The sequence below is a fragment of the Bordetella trematum genome, from assembly GCF_900078335.1.
In the GTDB taxonomy this organism is placed as follows: domain Bacteria; phylum Pseudomonadota; class Gammaproteobacteria; order Burkholderiales; family Burkholderiaceae_B; genus Bordetella; species Bordetella trematum.
This window is the reverse complement of record NZ_FKBR01000040.1, coordinates 1-2,245: the sequence shown is the minus strand read 5'-3', so window position 1 is coordinate 2,245 and position 2,245 is coordinate 1. Positions and strand designations below refer to the sequence as shown.

1 protein-coding gene is annotated in these 2,245 nt (G+C 61.1%); it reads right to left on the bottom strand.

What is annotated here, in order from left to right; translation table 11 throughout:
• Positions 1 to 17: 17 nt before the first annotated feature.
• Positions 18 to 2,245, bottom strand: a 2,228-nt coding sequence (locus A7V84_RS15840) for an autotransporter outer membrane beta-barrel domain-containing protein (RefSeq protein WP_156508026.1), incomplete at its 5' end; no start/stop codon positions are given.

Genomic DNA, 2,245 nt, shown 5'->3' with positions numbered 1-2,245 from the left:
AAATGCGGTGGCGGTTCCTACCAGACTACATTAATCCCCACCGTGCCCTGTAATGGCTGTTCGATATGCTTGCCCTTGGTGTAGCTCAGGCCCGCATAGCCTCCCACGTTGTTCGTCAGCTTCATCTGGAACCCCAGGCCCAGCCGTAGCGCTGAGCCCGCCGTGCTGTTGTCCAGGTTGATCCGGTTGTTCAGGAGCACCGTATTGGCATTTGAAAAGGTATTCATCCATGCCAGATGCACATACGGTTCGATATACCCATACGCACCCGTCAAACGATAGCCTGCCGTGGCGCCTAACTCGCTTGATACCGATGTGCCGCCATCGCTTTTAACCCTCATGCCGTTGGACAGGGTATATCTCGCGGCATCCAGTGCATTGCCCTCCAGCTTGGCATACGGCTCGACAAAGGCCCCCGACGCCAGACGCCAGTCGTAACCCAGCTTCAGCCCAAGGCCAAACCCGTTGGTCCGGAATGCGCCCTCAGCCACCTGGCCATCGGTGGCCATGGTTTTCGCAGACGTGCGGTAGTGGCCATACTGCGCCGTGGCATCCAGAAAGACCCCGTTGTCGTAGCGACGGGAGAGATACCCATGCGCGCCATAGGCGCTTGTGCCGCCGCTGTTGAAGCCGGCACGGGCGAAGGACAGGGCACCCCCCGCCAGCCACAAGCCGGAGCTCGCGTTAAGACGGGTCTCTCCCCCCAGCATGACGCCACTGGTCTGCATGTCAAAGGCAGAACCCGCAGGCGTGGCCACGCGGGTGTTGCCCCCCAGGAAAGCCAGCCAGGCCCCCTTGTTATGGGCCGTGTTGCGGCGGGACGCGCTCAGGTGGCTGTCCAGCAAATCGGAGGACATCCTGGCCACGATGGCCGGCGCGGCCGCCATGTTCAGTGCGGTTTTCGCCGCGTTGGACAGGCGCTGGCTTTTCGCCAGCACCACATCATAGGTGGTGGCCGATGTCGTCGGCTTCACTGCTTTGACATCATATTGCCAGGCGCCCAGCTCCGTCGTGCCGCTGATACCCGGATCGGCCACCTTCGCCAGAACAAAGGTCTTGCCATCTTTCTGATAAAGCCCGTCCGCATTCACTTTCGCCTCGCTGGCGGAATGGCTGCGGAACACGATCGGGGCGGCGAATCTCTCCACCGTCAGCTTGCTGTTGCCGCTTATATTGGACATCCCGATGCCCCGCTCCAGCGTCAGCGCGCCCACCTTGAGCTGGCCCGCAGTGGCGTCCACCAAGCCGGTCGCAGCAACCGCCAGATTGGACACGTCAGCATTGCCGCTGGTTGTCCATTTTGCCCCGGGGCCCACGGCCACATCGACGTTGGCGGTGCCGGCTCGCGTGGCCTTGCCTGTCCAGCTTCCCCTGTCAGCGACACGGATCCGGGCATGGTAGCCCGCTATCGCATTCACATCGCCCGTCCAGGCCGTCCCGTCCCCGCTGATGTCGACCCGCAGCCCTGCCGCGGGGGCCGGCGTGCCGGCCGTGGCGGCCCCCAAGCTGCGGGTCGCCGCCACAGGCGCGGCGCCGCTGGCGGGGCGGGATGTTGCGGCCGGGCCTGTTGTCACCGAGCCGTGCCATTGCCCTTCTGTCGTCAGGCTGACCCCCAGGGCCGCATTGGGATCGCTGAGATTGGCATCCCCTTTCAGGCTGCCCTTGTTGGACACGTTGAACTGGCCGGAGGCGCCGGGGTCGGTCCGGATTCCTTTGTCCATCACCTGCAACGCCGTGCCGTCGATATTGACGGTATTGCCCGCGCCGGAGAAAGACAGATCGGTCAGCTGACTGCCTTGATTCGCAAGGCGTATCCGTTTGTTCGCGACCTTCAGAAAGGCTTCCAGGGAAGGCTTAGGGTAGGCGGTGCTGGTGTCTTTATCCAGCTTTTCCTTCGCGTTCTTGTACTCTTCCTTGCTGCTGAAATTGAAGCCCACCTGCGTATGATTTTTGACATTCCATGTGGAATGATTTTTCAGGATGAGCTGGATATCGCTTTTCCCTGCATGGAGATTTCCGTCAGCGGAGTTTAAATCTCCGATTGTCATCAGTTCGACATCCTCTCTGCCGGCGGCGCCGGTCAGCACGGCATTGTCAAGCGTGGCGCGCAGGCTGATGCTCCCTGGCTTTGTCTCTGTTGGATAGTATTGTTGTTTTACATCGCTGGTGTTCAGCAATACATCGCCGGCAAGGCTTGAGTCCTTCAGGGATAGCCTGAATACATTGGAGCAACCCTTGTAGAGGA